The 17,361-nt window shown below is 69.0% G+C and carries 14 protein-coding genes and 1 pseudogene; 14 read left to right on the top strand and 1 reads right to left on the bottom strand.

Annotated elements, in window-relative coordinates; genetic code table 11:
* Positions 1-635 precede the first annotated feature (635 nt).
* From MTQ10_RS15950 to MTQ10_RS15905, 10 genes are all read left to right on the top strand, one after another.
* Positions 636-1,655: an ABC transporter permease gene (locus tag MTQ10_RS15950; RefSeq protein ID WP_247468284.1), complete on the top strand. Its 1,020-nt coding sequence runs from the start codon at positions 636-638 to the stop codon at positions 1,653-1,655.
* A gap of 100 nt (positions 1,656-1,755) precedes the next feature.
* On the top strand, positions 1,756-3,549 hold the full coding sequence (locus tag MTQ10_RS15945; RefSeq protein ID WP_247468281.1) for an ABC transporter substrate-binding protein: 1,794 nt from the start codon (positions 1,756-1,758) through the stop codon (positions 3,547-3,549).
* A 98-nt stretch (positions 3,550-3,647) separates the two neighbouring features.
* Positions 3,648-4,625, top strand: coding sequence for an ABC transporter permease (locus tag MTQ10_RS15940; RefSeq protein WP_247468279.1), 978 nt, complete (start codon positions 3,648-3,650; stop codon positions 4,623-4,625).
* A 15-nt stretch (positions 4,626-4,640) separates the two neighbouring features.
* Complete coding sequence (locus tag MTQ10_RS15935) at positions 4,641-5,702, top strand: ABC transporter ATP-binding protein (protein ID WP_247468277.1); 1,062 nt, start codon at positions 4,641-4,643, stop codon at positions 5,700-5,702.
* Positions 5,703-5,715: 13 nt separating this feature from the next.
* Positions 5,716-6,837 carry an ABC transporter ATP-binding protein gene (locus MTQ10_RS15930; RefSeq protein ID WP_247468274.1) on the top strand — a complete coding sequence of 374 codons (1,122 nt, stop codon included), beginning with the start codon at positions 5,716-5,718 and terminating at the stop codon, positions 6,835-6,837.
* A 300-nt stretch (positions 6,838-7,137) separates the two neighbouring features.
* Positions 7,138-8,772 carry a peptide ABC transporter substrate-binding protein gene (locus MTQ10_RS15925; protein WP_247468272.1) on the top strand — a complete coding sequence of 545 codons (1,635 nt, stop codon included), beginning with the start codon at positions 7,138-7,140 and terminating at the stop codon, positions 8,770-8,772.
* A gap of 6 nt (positions 8,773-8,778) precedes the next feature.
* Positions 8,779-9,702 carry an ABC transporter permease gene (locus MTQ10_RS15920; protein ID WP_247468269.1) on the top strand — a complete coding sequence of 308 codons (924 nt, stop codon included), beginning with the start codon at positions 8,779-8,781 and terminating at the stop codon, positions 9,700-9,702.
* A complete protein-coding gene (locus MTQ10_RS15915; RefSeq protein ID WP_247468267.1) occupies positions 9,695-10,675 on the top strand; it encodes an ABC transporter permease in 981 nt (326 codons plus the stop codon). The genes MTQ10_RS15920 and MTQ10_RS15915 overlap by 8 nt, the downstream gene beginning before the upstream one ends.
* A gap of 3 nt (positions 10,676-10,678) precedes the next feature.
* The gene (locus MTQ10_RS15910; RefSeq protein WP_247468264.1) at positions 10,679-11,662 is read left to right on the top strand and encodes an ABC transporter ATP-binding protein; all 984 of its coding nucleotides are present in this window, start codon (positions 10,679-10,681) and stop codon (positions 11,660-11,662) included.
* Complete coding sequence (locus tag MTQ10_RS15905; RefSeq protein WP_247468261.1) at positions 11,646-12,689, top strand: ABC transporter ATP-binding protein; 1,044 nt, start codon at positions 11,646-11,648, stop codon at positions 12,687-12,689. The genes MTQ10_RS15910 and MTQ10_RS15905 overlap by 17 nt, the downstream gene beginning before the upstream one ends.
* Before the next feature lie 249 nt (positions 12,690-12,938).
* Here MTQ10_RS15905 and MTQ10_RS15900 read toward each other — a convergent pair whose 3' ends face one another.
* A complete protein-coding gene (locus MTQ10_RS15900) occupies positions 12,939-15,059 on the bottom strand; it encodes a S9 family peptidase (protein WP_247468258.1) in 2,121 nt (706 codons plus the stop codon).
* 156 nt (positions 15,060-15,215) lie between these two features.
* Between MTQ10_RS15900 and MTQ10_RS15895 the strand changes: the two genes are divergently transcribed.
* The 4 genes and pseudogenes from MTQ10_RS15895 to MTQ10_RS15880 all read left to right on the top strand — a co-directional run.
* Positions 15,216-15,410 (top strand): hypothetical protein, encoded by a 195-nt coding sequence (locus tag MTQ10_RS15895; protein WP_110630215.1) that lies wholly within the window; start codon positions 15,216-15,218, stop codon positions 15,408-15,410.
* 82 nt (positions 15,411-15,492) lie between these two features.
* On the top strand, positions 15,493-16,377 hold the full coding sequence (mshB, locus tag MTQ10_RS15890; protein ID WP_247468255.1) for an N-acetyl-1-D-myo-inositol-2-amino-2-deoxy-alpha-D-glucopyranoside deacetylase: 885 nt from the start codon (positions 15,493-15,495) through the stop codon (positions 16,375-16,377).
* Positions 16,374-16,787, top strand: a complete 414-nt coding sequence (locus MTQ10_RS15885) for a DUF6113 family protein (protein ID WP_247468252.1) — start codon at positions 16,374-16,376, stop codon at positions 16,785-16,787. The genes mshB and MTQ10_RS15885 overlap by 4 nt, the downstream gene beginning before the upstream one ends.
* 156 nt (positions 16,788-16,943) lie before the next feature.
* Positions 16,944-17,361: pseudogene (locus MTQ10_RS15880) on the top strand (hypothetical protein); the annotation flags it as partial.

The raw sequence follows: 17,361 nt of genomic DNA, 5'->3' as shown, positions 1-17,361 counted from the left end.
AGGACATCATGCGCTGCCTCAAACGCTTCGTGGCCCGCGAGGTCTACCGGGCCCTGACCAGCACACCGACCGAACGAATCACTCAAACCGACCTGGCTCCAGCGGCTTGACAGCCATAGGAGCATCCCGGCCCGCCGGCCGGCGCGCACCACCCGGAAGGCCCGGCTCCCCGCACACAGCGGGGAGCCGGGCCTTTTGGGGTGCGGAGAGGTCTGCGGGCGTACGAGCGGTCTCCGGAGGGCACGTGTGCCCTCCGGACGCACCCGGCGCCCTCCGGCGCACCCGCCGGCCGGTCGCGTGCCCGGGGCGTCGCCGGTGGCTGCTTCTCCCCCTGTCCGCTCCCGACGGGGGGATCGTGACCGTCCGGTTATCGGTATACGCCCGTTCAGGTTTCGGACATGTAAACCCAGAATTCGCAGCTATATGTCCGATTTGACGGAATCTTGTCTCGCCAGTCAAGCGCGCGCAGGTGTCAATCGCTGCAATTTTTCCTCAAAATATGGACGGTAGGGAGATCCCTATGTCTTCCACCCTTGACGCGCGTTGAAGGCTTTGGCGAAAGTTCCCCCAAACCGCAGAACCTGCCGGTATCTGTGCTGCGCTCAACTCTCCAACCCCCCGGGGGAAGAACACACATGACCAGTCCAGTCGCCTTGGACCCCGAGCTCGAGTCGACGCCCGAGCCCGCTGAGGGTGAGCAGAAGCTCGAGGGGCGTTCTCCCGGCCAGTTGATGTGGCAGCGCTTCAAACGGGACCGTACCGGTGTCATCTGTGCCTGGGTAGTGATTTTCTACTTCGTCGTGGCCCTCTGCGCCCCGCTGCTGGTCAAGCTCAGCGGCACCGACCCGTACACCCTGTACGGCCAGGACCCCACCTACGCGGACAAGCCCGTCCTCGACGACTTCGGCCTGCCGCTCGGGTACTTCGGCGGCGTCTCCGCCGACCACTGGTTCGGCGTGGAGCCGCAGTTCGGCCGTGACCTGTTCGCCATGCTCGTGTACGGCATGCGGACGTCGCTGTTCATGGCACTCGGCGTGACCGTCCTGATGATGGGCACGGGCATCGTCCTCGGCCTCATCGGCGGCTACTTCGGCGGCAAGACCGACTACTGGCTCGGCCGTGTCACGGACTTCTTCCTGTCCTTCCCGCAGCAGCTGTTCTTCATCGCCTTCATGCCCGTCGTCACTGCCTTCTTCGTCGACCCGCGGGAGGAGACGCCGACGTACTTCCGGGCGCTGGCGATGCTGATCGTGCTGTGGGTGCTCGGCTGGATGAGCATGTCCCGACTGGTACGCTCCACCGTTCTGTCGCTGCGTGAACGGGAGTTCGTCGAGGCCGCCAAGGTCTCCGGCGCCTCCCCGGCCCGGATCATCCGCAAGGAGATCCTGCCGAACGTCGTGACGCCGATCCTCGTGCAGTTCACGTACACACTGCCCAGCACCATCCTCACCATCGCCTTCCTTTCCTTCGCGGGCGTCGGCTTCGTCGAGCCGACCCCGGACTGGGGCCGGCTGTTCGCCGCGGGTGCCAAGTACACCCAGCAGGACCCGGCGTTCATCTTCTTCCCCGGTCTGGCGCTGGTGATCTTCGTCCTGGCCTTCAACCTCCTCGGAGACTCGGTCCGGGACGCCTTCGACCCCAAGTCCGGGCGGTAACCGTCCATTGGTGGGGGGTGGCTGCCGCCCCCGCGTCGGCCTACCAGCCGCGTCCGGCAGCACTCATGGATAACAACCGACAGGTAGGTGCATTCGCCTCATGAAGTCGCTCACGTCGCGCAGAGCGCGCGCCATCGTGGTCGCCCTTGCGGCCGGCTCGCTCGCCCTCACCGCGTGCTCCAAGAACGAGGGGGGCAAGTCCGGCACGGACTCCAAGAAGGACCAGAAGGAGGCCGCGGTCCAGTCCAAGGCGGTCACCTACGCCGACGCCGCCGCGTCCACCGGTCCCGCCCCCGAGCTGCCCGGCGCCAAGAGCGGTGGCACGATCCAGGTCTACCAGGAGGCGGGCCTGTCCCACCTCGACCCGGGCCAGATCTACGTCTCCGACGCCGGCCAGGTCGCCAACCTGCTCTTCCGCCGCCTGACCCAGTTCAAGGAGGACGACAAGGGCAACGTCTCGGTCGTCGGTGACCTCGCCACCGACTCCGGCCAGTCCTCCGACGGCGGCAAGACCTGGACCTTCAAGCTGAAGGACGGTCTGAAGGACGCCAACGGCAACCCGATCAACTCCGCCGACGTCCGCCACAGCATCGAGCGCCTGTACGCGAAGTTCATCTTCGACGGCCCGACGTTCCTGCAGACCTGGCTGAGCGGCCCCGACTACCGCAAGGCCCTGCCGAACGGCGGCTTCGACGGCAAGCACCTGCCGGCCACCGTCCTGGACACCCCGGACGACAAGACGGTCATCTTCCACTTCGACACCGCCCGCCCGGACCTGCCGCAGGCGCTGGCCATGGCCGGCTACGCGGTCGTCCCGGAGGAGACCGACACGAAGGAGAAGTACGACAGGGCCCCCGTCGCCACGGGCCCGTACAAGATCCAGTCGTACAAGCCCGACAAGTCGATGGTCCTGGTGAAGAACACCAACTGGGACCCGAAGACCGACTCCGTGCGCCACCAGTACGTCGACGGCTTCAACTTCCAGTTCGGTGTCACCGAGTCGACCCAGACCAAGCGTCTGATCGCCGACCAGGGTGAGGACAAGAACGCCATCCAGCTCACCAACGGCGTCGAGGCCACCCAGGTCCAGGACGTCGTCGGCAACCCCGAGGTCAACAAGCGTGTCGTGAAGGGCTACCAGCCCTACGTCATGCAGCTGACCTTCAACCTCGACCGCGTCAAGGACAAGAAGGTCCGCGAGGCCGTCACCTACGCCGTCAACTCCAAGGCCCTGATCGCCGGTGAGGGCGGTGTCTACGGCGGCGACGTGGCTCCGAACTACTTCGCCCCGACCCTGCCGGGCTACGAGGCCAACTACGACCCGTACGGCCGTCTGAAGTCGCCTCAGGGCAACATCGCCAAGGCCTCCGAGATCGTCAAGTCGCTGCCGGAGAACGAGAAGACCCTCGTCTTCGCCTACTCCAACAGCGAGGCCGGCCAGAAGCGCAAGGTCGCCATCGAGGACGCCCTCGGCAAGGTCGGCTTCAAGGTCGTCTCCAAGGAAGTCGACTCGGCGAGCTACTACGAGCAGATCGGCAAGCTGAACAACCCGTACGACATGTACATCACCGGCTGGGGCCAGGACTGGCCGTCGCCGGGCACGGTCGTCACGCCGATCTACGACGGCACCCAGGTCTCCGACGGCAACGCCAACTACTCGCACGTCAAGGACCCGAAGGTCGACGGCCTGATCCAGAAGGCCCTCACCCAGGAGCCCACCGAGGCCGCGGCCACCTGGAAGGAGGCGCACCACTACCTCCTGGAGAACATCATCCCGGCCGCGCCGCTGTGGTACACCAAGCAGATCATGCTCTCCGGCTCCAACATCGGTGGTGCCCGCTACAGCACGGTGTCCAGCCTCATCGACATCAACCACCTGTTCCTGAAGTCGTAACTCTCTACGGCTGATCGCGGGGGCGCGCACCAGGCGGAGCGCGCCCCCGCACCTCCGTGAAACCTCCCACCGTCTCCGCAGAGAGCAGCCAACCCGCCATGCTTCAGTTCATCATCCGGCGCACGGTCGGTGCCGTCGTCACCCTCTTCCTCATCGGCGCCGCGACCTTCTTCCTGTTCGTCGCCACGCCCTCCGACTACGCCTCCCTGTCCTGTGGCAAGGACTGCTCTCCCCAGAGACTGGCCGACATCCGGGAGGCGCTCGGACTCGACCTTCCCATCGCCCAGCAGTTCTGGGACTTCATGTCCGGCATCGTGATGGGCCGTGACTACCCGACCGGACACTGCAGCGCCCCGTGCCTGGGCCAGTCGTTCTACTCGGGCGACATGGTGTGGGACACGATCATGGACCGTTTCCCGACGACCCTGACGCTCACCGCCGGCGGTGCGGTGGTCTTCCTGATCGTCGGTATCGGTGCGGGCATGCTCGCCGCCTACCGGCGCGGCTCCCTCCTGGACAAGATCGCCACCGGCGGCTCGATGGTCCTCAGCTCGTTCCAGATCTACTTCCTCGGACCGATCGTCCTGTGGATCTTCGTCTACAGCACCGGCCTGATGGAGAACCCCAAGTACGTGCCGATCACCCAGGACCCCTTCGGCTGGTTCATGGGCATGCTGCTGCCGGTCCTGGTGATGTCCACGATCTTCACCGCGCAGTACACCCGTATGGCGCGCTCGTCGATGATCGAGCAGCTCGCCGAGGAGCACGTGCGCACCGCCCGGGCCAAGGGCATGTCGAAGCCGTACGTCTTCTTCCGCTACGCCTGGCGCGGCTCGCTCATCCCGATCGTCACCGTCTTCGGCATGGACGTCAGCGGCATGCTCGGTGGCGCCGTCGTCACCGAGCTGACCTTCTCGCTCCAGGGCATCGGCCGGCTCGCCGTCAACGGCGCCACCAACAAGGACCTGCCGCTCACCATGGGCGTGATGCTGGTCGGAGCCTTCTTCATCCTGCTCATCAACATCCTCACCGACATCGCGTACGCCTACATCGACCCGCGCATCCGGCTCTCCTAGGAAGAACGAACCACCGTGACCACACTGACCAAGACCGAGGACGCCGCGGCCCCGACCGGCGCGGACAGCTTCCTGTCGGTGCGCGATCTGAAGGTGCGGTTCTCCACCGAGGACGGCATCGTCAAGGCCGTCGACGGCCTGTCCTTCGACGTCGAGCGGGGCAAGACCCTGGGCATCGTCGGCGAGTCCGGCTCCGGCAAGTCCGTCACCAACCTGACGATCCTGGGCCTGCACAACCCGCGCAACACCACCATCGACGGGGAGATCGTCCTCGACGGCAAAGAACTCGTCACCGCCACGGAGAAGGAGCTGGAGCACCTCCGCGGCAACAAGATGGCGATGATCTTCCAGGACCCGCTGACCGCGCTGTCCCCGTACTACACGGTCGGCCGGCAGCTGTCCGAGCCGTTCATGAAGCACCGGGGCGCCTCCAAGAAGGAGGCCAAGGACCGCGCCATCGAGATGCTGGCCAAGGTCGGCATCCCGCAGCCCAAGGTCCGCTTCGACGACTACCCGCACCAGTTCTCCGGCGGTATGCGCCAGCGCGCCATGATCGCCATGGCCCTGATGTGCGACCCCGACCTGCTGATCGCCGACGAGCCGACCACCGCGCTCGACGTGACCGTCCAGGCGCAGATCCTCGACCTGCTCAAGGACCTCCAGCAGGAGATCGGCTCCGCGATCATCTTCATCACCCACGACCTCGGAGTCATCTCCCACATGGCCGACGACCTGCTGGTGATGTACGCCGGCCGGGCCGTGGAACGCGGCAGCGTCCGTGAGGTCATGCGCGAGCCCAAGCACCCCTACACCTGGGGCCTGCTCAGCTCCATGCCGCGGCTTGACAGCAACATCGACGAGATGCTGGAGCCCATCCCCGGCGCCCCGCCCTCGCTGCTCAACCCGCCCTCCGGCTGCCCCTTCCACCCCCGCTGCGCCTACCGCGACCAGGTCTCCGGCACGCTGTGCACGGACACCCGGCCGCCGCTCGGCGAGGGCCGGGCCGCCGCCTGCCATCTGACGGCGGAGCAGAAGCAGACCATTTTCATCGACAAGATCCAGCCCCGGCTGCGCTAGGGAGATCCGAGACATGAGCGACAACCTCACCCTCCCCGCACAGCAGGGCCCCGCCGACGCGCCGTCCCCGACGGAGACACTGCTTGAGGTCCAGGACCTCACCAAGCACTTCCCGATCTACGGCGGCTTCCCCTTCAAGCGGAAGGTCGGAGCCGTCCAGGCCGTCGACGGGGTCTCCCTGACCGTCGGCGTCGGCGAGAGCGTCGGCCTCGTCGGCGAGTCCGGCTGCGGCAAGTCCACCACCGGCCGACTGATCACGCGGCTCCTGGAGCCCACCGGCGGCAAGATCACCTACGCGGGGCGGGACATCACCCACGCCTCCCGCAAGGAACTCGCGCCGGTGCGGTCCGAGATCCAGATGATCTTCCAGGACCCGTACTCGTCGCTGAACCCGCGGCAGACCGTCGGCTCCATCATCAAGTCGCCGATGGAGGTCAACGGGATCGAGCCCGCCGGGGGCCGTGAGAAGAAGGTCCGCGAGCTGCTGGAGCTGGTCGGCCTCAACCCCGAGCACTACAACCGGTTCCCGCACGAGTTCTCCGGCGGTCAGCGTCAGCGCATCGGCGTCGCCCGCGCCCTCGCGCTGGAGCCGAAGCTGATCGTCGCCGACGAGCCGGTCTCCGCGCTGGACGTGTCCATCCAGGCGCAGGTCGTCAACCTGCTTCAGCAGGTGCAGAAGGAACTCGGCATCGCGTTCCTGTTCATCGCCCACGACCTGGCTGTCGTGCGGCACTTCTCGCAGCGCGTCGCCGTGATGTACCTCGGCAAGGTCGTCGAGGTCGGCGACCGTGACTCCATCTACACGAGGCCGCGGCACCCCTACACCCACGCGCTGCTGTCCGCCGTGCCGGAGATCGGCATCGAGGACGGCGCCGGCGAGGGCCGGGAGCGCATCCGGCTCTCCGGTGACGTGCCGTCGCCGATCTCGCCGCCGTCGGGCTGCCGCTTCCGTACGCGGTGCTGGAAGGCGCAGGACAAGTGCGCCACGGAGGAGCCGCCGCTGGTGCAGCTGTCCGGCAACCGGGCCGGGCACCTGACCGCGTGCCACTTCCCGGAGGAGCCGAGCATCGAGGCGCGGGACGAGGACGTGGTGATGGACCCGGCGCTGAAGGCGCTGGAGGAGGACGCGGACTGACGTCACGCGCGCGCTGCCTCTCGAACGGCGGCCGGGGAGCCCACCTCCCCCGGCCGCCGTTCCCTTTTCCTCGCGCAGTTCCCCGCGCCCCTGGGTGGATGACGCGGGGCGGAGGGTCCGACGCGGCTGCGGGCAGTCGTGCCGCAGGGCGGCACGGGTGGGCGCAGCGGCACCCCCGCAGCCGGGGCGCGACCCCCGCCCTCCCCCGAAAGGGTTTGTGCGGGTGCGGGGGGCTGACGCGGCGTCGATATTGGCCCCGTAAGGGATCAGCGCCCCGGCGCGTCAAGGAGGAGGCACTCCATGCATGGAGCCAGGTACGCCAAACGGGTCGCTTGCGCAGCCGCCGTCGCCCTCGCGGCCACGGCCTGCGGCGGCGGCGACAGCGACGGCGGCGGCAGCGACGGCGCCGGCGTGCTCAGTGCCTCCTGGGGCGACCCGCAGAACCCGCTTGAGCCGGCCAACACCAACGAGGTGCAGGGCGGCAAGGTGCTCGACATGATCTTCCGCGGGCTGAAGCGGTACAACCCGGAGACCGGTGCCGCCGAGGACATGCTCGCGGAGAAGATCGAGACGTCGGACTCGCAGAACTTCACCATCACCATCAAGGACGGCTGGACCTTCCAGAACGGCGAGAAGGTCACCGCGAAGTCCTTCGTGGACGCGTGGAACTACGGCGCCGGCCTGAAGAACAATCAGCGCAACGCGTACTTCTTCGGGTACATCGAGGGCTACGACCAGGTGCACCCGGAGGACGGCAGCAAGCAGACCGCGGACACCATGAGCGGGCTGAAGGTCGTCGACGACAAGACGTTCACGGTCAAGCTGACGCAGAAGTTCTCCACGTTCCCGGACACCCTCGGGTATCCCGCGTTCGCGCCGCTGCCGCAGTCGTTCTTCACTGACCACGCCGGCTGGATCGCCAAGCCCGTCGGCAACGGGCCGTACCAGATCGACTCGTACGCCAAGGGCTCGCAGATGTCCCTGCGGAAGTGGGACCAGTACCCCGGCGACGACAAGGCGCAGAACGGCGGTGTGGACCTGAAGGTGTACACCGACAACAACACCGCCTACACCGATCTGATCGCCGGCAACCTCGACCTCGTCGACGACGTCCCCGCCTCCCAGTTGAAGAACGTCAACAACGACCTCCAGGGCCGCTATCTGAACACGCCCGCGGGCATCATCCAGACGCTCGCGTTCCCGTTCTACGACCCGCAGTGGAACAAGGCGGACAGCGACAAGGTCCGCAAGGGCCTGTCGATGGCCATCAACCGCAAGCAGATCACCGACACGATCTTCCAGAAGACCCGCACCCCCGCCACCGACTGGACCTCGCCGGTGCTGGGCAAGGAGGGCGGCTTCCAGGACGGGCTGTGCGGGGAGTTCTGCGACTACGACCCGGAGCAGGCGAAGAAGCTGATCCAGGAGGGCGGCGGCCTGCCGGGCGGGCAGGTGAAGATCTCGTACAACGCGGACACCGGCTCGCACAAGCAGTGGGTGGACGCCGTCTGCAACTCCATCAACAACGCCCTCGGCAACGACAAGGCGTGCGTGGGCAGCCCGGTCGGCACGTTCGCCGACTTCCGCACCAGGATCACGCAGAAAAAGATGACCGGGCCGTTCCGGGCGGGCTGGCAGATGGACTACCCGCTCATCCAGAACTTCCTCCAGCCGCTCTACTACACCAACGCCTCCTCCAACGACGGCAAGTGGAGCAACAAGGAGTTCGACAGCCTGGTCGACCAGGCCAACCAGGAGACCGACACCGGCAAGGCGATCCAGCTGTTCCAGCAGGCCGAGGAGGTCGTCCGGGACAACATGGCGGCCATCCCGCTGTGGTACCAGAACGGCAGCGCCGGCTGGTCGGACCGGCTTTCCAACGTGAAGCTGAACCCGTTCAGCGTCCCCGTCTACAACGAGATCAAGGTCGGCTGATCCGCCATGGGGCGCTATGTCGTCCGGCGGCTGCTCCAGATGATCCCCGTGTTCATCGGGGCGACGCTGCTGATCTTCCTCATGGTGAACGTGATGGGCGACCCCATCGCGGGCCTGTGCGGTGACCGGGAGTGCGATCCGGCGACCGCGGCGCAGCTGAGGAAGGAGTTCGGCCTCGACAAGCCGGTGTGGCAGCAGTACCTGACGTACATGGGGAACGTCTTCACCGGCGACTTCGGTACGGCGTTCAACGGGCAGAAGGTCACCGAGCTGATGTCGACCGCGTTCCCCGTGACGATCCGGCTCACCCTCGTGGCGATCGTCTTCGAGATCGTCATCGGGATCACGCTGGGCGTCGTCACCGGGCTGCGGCGCGGCCGGCCCGTCGACACGGGCGTCCTGGTCCTCACCCTCGTGGTGATCTCCGTGCCGACCTTCGTCACGGGTCTGCTGCTTCAGCTGCTGCTCGGCGTGAAATGGGGGTGGATCCGGCCGTCCGTCTCCAGCGGGGCGCCCCTCGACGAGCTGATCCTGCCGGGCCTGGTGCTCGCCTCGGTGTCCCTGGCGTACGTGGTCCGGCTGACGCGTACCTCCATCGCGGAGAACCGGCGTTCGGACTATGTGCGGACGGCGATCGCGAAGGGGCTGCCGCGGCGCCGGGTGATCACCCGGCATCTGCTGCGGAACTCCCTGATCCCCGTGATCACGTTCATCGGCGCGGACATCGGCTTCCTCATGGGCGGCGCGATCGTCACCGAGCGGATCTTCAACATCCACGGCGTCGGCTACCAGCTCTACCAGGGCATCCTGCGGCAGAACACCCAGACGGTGGTCGGGTTCGTGACCGTGCTGGTGCTGGTGTTCCTGGTCTGCAATCTCGTCGTCGACCTCCTGTACGCCGTACTCGACCCGAGGATCCGCTATGCCTGAGCCTCCCTACGAACACGACGGCGCCATCGCGGGCACCGGCTTCGGCGGCGCCATGGACCTCGCCACGGACGAGGCGGAGACGCTGGAGAAGACGCCGGGCGGTCCGGAGGGCACCGGGCCGTCCGGCAAGCCCCGTTCCCTGTGGTCGGACGCCTGGCGGGACCTGCGGCGCAACCCCGTCTTCATCATCTCCGGGCTCGTCATCCTGTTTCTCGTCTTCATCTCCATCTGGCCGTCGTCGATCGCCTCCGGCAACCCGCTGAGCTGCGATCTCGCCAAGGCCCAGCAGGGCTCCCAGCCCGGGCACCCGTTCGGTTTCGACGGGCAGGGCTGCGATGTGTACACGCGGACCGTGTACGGCGCCCGCAAGTCGGTGACGGTCGGTGTGTGCGCCACCCTCGGCGTGGCGATCCTGGGGTCCGTGCTGGGCGGTCTCGCCGGGTTCTTCGGCGGGGCGTGGGACTCCTTCCTGTCCCGGGTCACCGACGTGTTCTTCGCGATCCCCGTGGTGCTGGGCGGTCTGGTGCTGCTGTCGGTGGTGACCAGCAACACCGTGTGGCCCGTCATCGGGTTCATGGTGCTGCTGGGCTGGCCGCAGATCTCCCGTATCGCCCGCGGCTCGGTGATCACCGCGAAGCAGAACGACTATGTGCAGGCAGCGCGTGCCCTCGGCGCCTCCAACTCCCGGATGCTGCTGCGGCACATCGCACCGAACGCGGTCGCCCCGGTGATCGTCGTGGCGACCATCGCGCTCGGCACGTACATCGCCCTGGAGGCCACCCTGTCGTATCTGGGAGTGGGGCTGAAGCCGCCGAGCGTCTCCTGGGGCATCGACATCTCCGCCGCCTCCCCGTACGTCCGCAACGCCCCGCACGCCCTGCTGTGGCCGTCGGGCGCGCTGGCGATCACGGTGCTGGCGTTCATCATGCTCGGCGACGCGGTGCGCGACGCCCTCGACCCGAAGCTGAGGTGAGACGTGCTCCTCGAAGTGCGCGATCTGCACGTGGAGTTCCGCACCCGGGACGGCGTGGCGAAGGCCGTCAACGGGGTCAGCTACGGCGTCGACGCCGGTGAGACGCTGGCGGTGCTCGGCGAGTCCGGTTCCGGCAAGTCGGTGACCGCGCAGGCGATCATGGGCATCCTCGACATGCCGCCGGGCCGGATCACCGGCGGCGAGATCCTCTTCCAGGGCCGTGACCTGCTGAAGCTGAAGGAGGAGGAGCGGCGGAAGATCCGCGGCGCCGGCATGGCGATGATCTTCCAGGACGCCCTGTCCGCGCTGAACCCGGTGCTGACCGTCGGCGACCAGCTCGCGGAGATGTTCACCGTCCACCGGGGCATGTCCCGCAAGGACGCCCGTGCCGAGGCGGTCGAGCTGATGGACCGGGTGCGCATCCCGGCCGCGAAGGAGCGGGTGCGGCAGTATCCGCACCAGTTCTCCGGCGGTATGCGCCAGCGCATCATGATCGCCATGGCGCTCGCCCTGGAGCCCGCCCTCGTCATCGCGGACGAGCCGACCACCGCGCTGGACGTGACCGTGCAGGCGCAGGTGATGGAGCTGCTCGCGGAGTTGCAGCGCGAGTACCGGATGGGGCTCATCCTCATCACGCACGACCTGGGCGTGGTCGCCGACGTCGCCGACCGGATCGCCGTGATGTACGCGGGCCGGATCGTGGAGTCGGCGCCGGTGCACGACATCTACAAGGCGCCCGCGCACCCGTACACCAGCGGCCTGCTGGCGTCCATCCCGCGCCTGGACCACAAGGGCGGAGAGCTGTACGCCATCAAGGGCCTGCCGCCCAACCTGATGCACATCCCGCCCGGCTGCGCCTTCCATCCGCGCTGCCCGATGGCCCGGGACGTGTGCCGCACGGACGTGCCTCCGCTGTACGAGGTCTCACCGACCCGGGGCAGCGCCTGCCACTACTGGAGGGAGTGCCTCGATGGCGTCGACGGCTGAGCCGATCCTCCAGGTGAGCGGGCTGGCCAAGCACTACCCGCTCACCCGCGGCATTCTGATCAAGAAGCGGATCGGCGAGGTCAAGGCCGTCGACGGCGTCGACTTCGACCTCGCCCCGGGCGAAACCCTCGGCATCGTCGGGGAGTCCGGCTGCGGGAAGTCGACCGTCGCGAAGATGCTGGTGAACCTGGAGCGGCCGACGGCCGGGTCCATCCGGTACAAGGGCGAGGACATCACCCGGCTGTCGGGGCGGGCGCTGAAGGCCGTGCGCCGCAACATCCAGATGGTGTTCCAGGACCCGTACACCTCCCTCAACCCGCGGATGACGGTCGGCGACATCATCGGGGAGCCGTTCGACATCCACCCCGAGGTCGCGCCCAAGGGCGACCGCCGCAAGAAGGTCCAGGAGCTGCTGGACGTCGTCGGCCTCAACCCGGAGTACATCAACCGCTATCCGCACCAGTTCTCCGGCGGCCAGCGGCAGCGCATCGGCATCGCGCGGGGGCTCGCCCTGCGCCCGGAGATCATCGTCGCGGACGAGCCGGTGTCCGCGCTGGACGTGTCGGTGCAGGCGCAGGTCATCAACCTGCTGGAGCGGCTCCAGAGCGAGTTCGACCTGTCGTACGTGTTCATCGCGCACGACCTGTCCATCGTGCGGCACATCTCCGACCGGGTCGGGGTGATGTACCTGGGGCGGATCGTGGAGATCGGCACGGACCAGGAGATCTACGAGCACCCCACGCACCCGTACACGCAGGCCCTGCTGTCCGCGGTGCCGGTGCCCGACCCGGAGGCCCGCGAGCACCGGGAGCGGATCATCCTGCACGGTGATGTGCCGTCGCCGACGAACGTGCCTTCCGGCTGCCGGTTCCGCACCCGCTGCTGGAAGGCGCAGGAGCGGTGCGCGGCCGAAGTGCCGCTTCTGGCGGTGCCGGAGGCGTTCCGGCGGGCGACGGGACCGGCGGCGCACGACTCGGCGTGCCACTTCGCCGAGGAGAAGGTGGTCGTGCCGGTGGAGGAGGCGTAGAGGCCGGTCCGGCGACGGGGCGGGGGCGCCTGCGGCGGCTTTCGTACGGCTTCCGTACAGCGGTCGTACGGTCGTGGGTCCGCCGGGTGCGGGGGCCGGGTACGGCAGCGGGCCGGGGCGGCGTGATGCGCCCCGGCCCGCTTACGGCACCCGCACGGCCGTACGTTGTTCAGCATCCCGCGTCCGTATATCGGGACGGCTTCCGTGAAGTTGCCTGCGTGTTAACGCGGTTCGTATGTCTTTGCCCCGCTATGCCCCGGGCAGAGAGCGGCGCAGGAAGTCCAGTTGGAGGCGGAGCAGATTCTCCGCGACCGTCTCCTGCGGGGTCATGTGCGTGACGCCGGACAGCGGCAGCACCTCGTGCGGGCGGCCGGCGGCCAGCAGTGCCGAGGACAGCCGCAGGGAGTGCGCGACCACCACATTGTCGTCGGCGAGCCCATGGATGATCATCATCGGCCGGTGCGGCTCGGCGGCGTCGACCAGACCCGTGTCGTCGATCACCGAGTTGCGCCGGTACACCTCGGGCTGCTCGTCCGGGTGGCCGGTGTAGCGCTCCTGGTAGTGCGTGTCGTACAGCCGCAGGTCGGTGACCGGGGCGCCGACCACCGCCGCGTGGAAGACGTCCGGGCGGCGCAGCACGGCGAGCGCGGCCAGGTAGCCGCCGAAGGACCAGCCGCGGATCGCGACCCGGTCCAGGTCCAGCGGGAAGTCCTTCGCGAGTGCCTGGAGGGCGTCCACCTGGTCCTGCACGACGACGGCGGCGATGTCGTCCCGTACGGCCTTCTCCCAGGCGGGGGAGCGGCCCGGGGTGCCGCGGCCGTCCGCGACGACGACCGCGAAGCCCTGGTCGGCGAACCACTGCGAGGTGAGATGCGGGTTGTGCGCGGCGACCACGCGCTGCCCGTGCGGGCCTCCGTAGGGGTCCATCAGGACGGGGAGCGGGGTGTCACCGGCGTAGTCCCGAGGCAAGAGCACGGCGCACGGGATGCGGCGTGCGCCCCCTTCGACGAGGGTCACCCGCGGTGTCAGACCGGGGTCCTCGGCGAGCGAGCGGACCGTCGCGATCTGCTTGCCGTCCCGCAGCACCCGCACCCGCGTCCCCGGCTGGTCGAGCGCCGCCGACACCAGCACGGTGACGCCCCCGGCGCGCACCGCCGAGTGCACGCCCGGCTCCTGCGACACCCGTTCCACGCCGAGTTCGTTCACCCGGTACACGTGGATCTCGCCGATCTCCGGATCTTCCGCTTCCGCTCCGGCGGAGGCCGCCACGAGCACATCGTCGGCGCCCACGTCGAGCACCGCGCGGATGTGCAACTGCCCGTTCGTCAAGGGCCGTTCGCCCACAGCGAGGACGCGCGCGCCGCCTTCGTCCGCGACCCGGACGAGCTGTCCCGAGGGCGACCAGCACGGCACACCGGCGAAAAGATCCAGCCAAATCGGATCTTCGTCGGCATGCACCATCCGGGTCGCCCCCGTGTCCGGGTCCACCGCCAGGTACAACTGGCTGCGCTGGTCCCGCGCCTGCACCAGGAGCAGCGGCGCACCCCCCTCCGACCAGTGCACTCGCGCCAGATACGGGTAGCGGGCGCGGTCCCAGGAGACCTCCGTGCGCACCCCGTCGAGCCCCACGACGAACAGCCGCACCTCCGCGTTGGGCGTGCCCGCCGCCGGATACGCGACGTGGTGTGGCTCACGTTCCGGCCGTGCCGGGTCGGCGATCCACCACCGTCGCACCGGCGTGTCGTCCACACGCGCCACCAGCAGCCGGTCCGACTCCGGCGCCCACCAGAAACCCCGGTGCCGGGCCATCTCCTCCGCGGCGATGAACTCCGCGAGCCCGTAGGTGATCCCCTCGCCTTCCGGTTCCGCGAGCGCCCGGTCGTCCCCGCCCTCGGCGCCGACCACCCGCAGCGCACCCCGCGCGACATAGGCGACATGGCGCCCGTCGGGGGACGGACGCGGGTCCACCACCGGCCCGGCGACGGGCAGTTCGCGTGCCGTGCCGGCCCGCAGCTCCGCCGTGAAAAGCCGCCCTGACAAGGCGAAAGACGCCAACTCCACGGCCGCGTCGGTGGCATAGCCGACGATGCCCGCGCCGCCCTCACGGGTGCGTTCGCGGCGCGCCCGCTCCTCCGGCGGCAGATCCTCGTCGGCCCCGCCCAGCAGCGCGACCGGGTCCGCCGCCGGCCGTTCGACACCGTCCGCCGGGTCGAGCACCCAGAGCGCGCCCGCCCGTTCGGTGCCGGACGAGGACCTCAGGAACACGACACGGGTGCCGTCGGGTGCCACCGTGAACGAACGCGGCGCGCCGAGGGTGAAACGCTGCGTGCGGGCATGCCGTCGGGGGAAGGACTCAGGCTCGGTCGTCATGCCCCGACCATATTGGCCATGCGCCCCCTTGCGCGTCCGTGCGCCGACATATGCGCGCGTACGGATAGCTATGATCACTAACGCTGTGTGGGTATGAACCCGCTGGCGTGTGTATCGATGGACAAGCTGCCCTGCTCACTTTGGAGGTGAACCGCCGTGGCACTCTCGATTTCGGCGGTGGTGCTGCTGGCGATCATCGTCTTCCTTCTGATCAGGAAGTCGGGCCTGAAAGCGGGGCACGCCGTCGTCTGCATGCTGCTGGGCTTCTACCTCGCCTCCTCGACGGTGGCGCCCACCATCAGCGAGCTGACGACCAACGTCGCCAGCATGATCGGCAGCATCAAGTTCTGACCCGCACCGGGGGCGCGACCGCGCCGTGCACGACAGGGGGACGTGTACGGCGGGGCGCCGGGGCACGCCCTAGGGTGGGGGCATGACGGAACACCCAGGGCGGCGTCTGCTGCTGGTGCACGCGCACCCGGACGACGAGTCGATCAACAACGGCGCCACCATGGCCCGGTACGCGGCCGAGGGTGCCCAGGTCACCCTGGTCACCTGCACGCTCGGCGAGCGCGGCGAGGTCATCCCGCCCGAGCTGGCGCATCTGAGCGGCGCCGCGCTGGGCCAGTGGCGGCTGGGTGAGCTGAAGGCGGCGATGCGCGCCCTCGGCGTCACGGACTTCCGGCTGCTCGGCGGCGCCGGACGCTACGGCGACTCCGGGATGATGGGCCTGCCGGACAACGACGACCCGCACTGCTTCTGGCAGGCCGACCTCGACGAGGCCGCCGGGCACCTCGTCCAGGTGATTCTGGAGACCCGCCCCCAGGTCCTCGTCACCTACGACGACAACGGCGGCTACGGCCACCCCGACCACATCCAGGCCCACCGCGTCGCCATGCGTGCCGCCGAACTCGCCGCCGACGCCGGCTGGGAGATCCCCCGCATCTGCTGGAACCGCGTCCCCCGCCCCGTCGCCGAGGCCGCCTTCGACCGGCTGCGCGGCGCGCTGCCCGGGCTGCCGTTCGAGCAGAGCGGCGCCGTCGACGACGTACCCGGCGTGGTCGGCGAGGAGCGCATCGGCATCGAGATCGACGGCACCGCGTACGCCGCCGCGAAGGCCGCCGCGATGCGGGCCCACGCCACACAGATCGACGTCGCCGAGCCGTACTTCGCGCTGTCGAACGGGCTCGCGCAGCCGCTGTTCACCACCGAGTACTACGAGGTGGTGCACGGGGAGCGCACCGCGGGCCGCGCCCATGACCTCTTCGCCGGGCTCGCGGACGCCGTCGGCACCCCCGGAAGCGAGGCCACCCCGTGAGCGACCGCGGCGCCTCGATGCTCGCCCAGCCCTTCAGACCGCCCTCCGCCGCACGTGTGGCCGCGTACCTGGGTCTGTTCGTGCTCGGCACGGTCACCGGCTTCACCGGTGCCCTCGTGCAGGGCGGCTGGTTCCCCGGCGGGCTGCTGCTCGCCCTCGCGGGCGCGGCCGGCCTCTTCCTGGGCGGCGCCCGTGCCGCCCGCAGCCGCGCCGGTGCCGTCGCGCCCGCCGCCGGCTGGGTCGTCACCGTCGTCTTCCTCACCGCCACCCGCCCCGAGGGCGACTTCCTGTTCGGCGCGGGCGGCGGCTCCTATCTCTTCCTGCTCGGCGGAATGGCCCTCGCTGTGATCTGCGCCACGATCGGCGCGGGGCGGCAACCCGAGGGCGACCAAGTCCGACTTGGGAAGTGACGTACCAGTTCGCCATAACACGCACGTGCGGGTGTGGTGGGGGTTTCGCCAGCGGTCGTGGGATACGCGCCCGAAGTGGCCAGTATGGTGGTGCGCGCCGCCGAGCTGCCCGAGAGGATCTGACGCGGGCGGCGGAGCCAACCGGGAGAACCTGCCTTGAGTCGTGAAACTGACACTCCGTCCTCCGGGCCCAACGGGCGCGGCGGAGCCGCCTACCCCTCGGGGACCCCGCCGTACGGCACGCCCATGGCTTCCGACGGCGGTACGGACGCGGGCCGTTCGGCCGCGCAGCCCGAGGAGCGCAAGACCGAGACCACGCTGACGACGCGGATCCGGATCAACATCCCCGGGTCCCGGCCCATCCCGCCGGTCGTCGTGCGCAAGCCCGTCACCGAGGCGGACACCGCCGAACCCGACAGGGGCGAGCAGCAGCGGCCCCCGGCCGCTGCCGGAACCTCCACCGCCACGGCCGAGCCGGCCCCCGAACCCGAGCCGGCGGCCGAGGAGAAGACGACCAGCGACTGGTTCGCCCCGCGCAAGTCCCCGACGGCCAAGGCCCCGCAGAGCACCACCC

This window comes from Streptomyces sp. XM83C (assembly GCF_023072675.1).
Taxonomy (GTDB): domain Bacteria; phylum Actinomycetota; class Actinomycetes; order Streptomycetales; family Streptomycetaceae; genus Streptomyces; species Streptomyces thermocoprophilus.
The sequence above is the reverse complement of the archived record's forward strand: the minus strand, read 5'-3'. Positions and strand labels throughout refer to the sequence as shown.